Below are 1,205 nucleotides of genomic sequence, written 5' to 3'. Positions count from 1 at the left end.
GATGCCATTATTGGTGGCTTCGTAATTGTTGCCGGTTAAAGTCCAGTCTTCGCCATCGGCACCAGTAACGCTGTCTGCACCACTTTTCGCGTCAATATCACCGGAGAAGCTGCTAAAGCTAATACTGTTGGCGGTCACACTGGTGCTACTGGTTACTGTAAAGGTATCTGCATTATCAGACCCTTCCAGGCTACCGCCCGTCACGCTGTCAATATTGCTGAAGTCGATTAAGTTGGTGCTAGCCTCGTTATCCGTACCGGTCAGGGCCACAACACTCTGTGCAACAACACTGCCGCCGCCAGAACCTGCATCCACTGTGCTCACGCCGGTGAAGGCAATCTCATAACTGGTAACTTCGTTATCGCCATTGACGGTAAAGCTATCCGCACTGCTGGTACCGGTTAGAACAGAAGTCACCGCGCTGGCGATATCGGTGAAGATCAGACTGCCGGATTCAGCAGTCACCTGATGGTCTGCCCCTGTCAGGGCAAGACCATCGCTGTAAGCACTGGCATCCAGGCTGTCAGTACCACCATTGCCTTCAACAGAAGACATGCCGGAGATGGTCATGTTGTAGATGGCAACGTCTGCATCAGATTGCAGCACAAAGGCATCGTCACCGGCCGTGCCGGTTAGACCGGCATTGACTGTGGTCAGGATTTCAACATTGCTAAAAGTGATGCCATTGTTAGTGGCCTCGTAATCATTGCCGGTTAAGCTCCAATCTTCACCATCGGCACCGGTGACACTGTCATCACCATCTAACGCATCCACACTGCTGATACTGCTAAATGCGATTTCATTCGCCGTCAGCGCATTGGCGCCGGTGACTTCAAACGAATCATTACCGGAAGAGGCTTCCAGGCTTCCTCCACTCACGCTGTCGATATTGCTAAACAGGATTAAGTTCGTTGAGGCTTGGTTATCTGTGCCGGTGAGGGTGACAAGACTCTGTGCCGTAACGCTATCGGTCCCACTGGCGGCATCCACGAGGCTCACACCGGTAAAGGCAATGTCATAACTGGTAACTTCGTTATCACCATCGACCGTAAAACTATCCGCACCGCTGGTGCCGGTGAGCGCTGAAGCCACTGCGCTGGCAATACCATCAAACGTCAGAGCGCCGGATTCTGCGGTAACTTGATTATTAGTGCCGGTTAGCGCCAGGCCATCGCCGTATGCGCTGGCGTCCAGACTGTCATCGC

At 52.9% G+C, this 1,205-nt stretch carries 1 protein-coding gene; it reads right to left on the bottom strand.

The window, feature by feature from the left end; all coding sequences use genetic code 11:
- Positions 1-1,205, bottom strand: a 1,205-nt coding sequence (locus MO867_RS22125; protein WP_252473207.1) for a hypothetical protein, incomplete at both ends; no start/stop codon positions are given.

The sequence above is a fragment of the Microbulbifer okhotskensis genome (assembly GCF_023895975.1).
GTDB classification, from domain to species: domain Bacteria; phylum Pseudomonadota; class Gammaproteobacteria; order Pseudomonadales; family Cellvibrionaceae; genus Microbulbifer; species Microbulbifer okhotskensis.
Note: the sequence above shows the minus strand (reverse complement) of the source record. Positions and strands in the feature narration are given on the sequence as shown.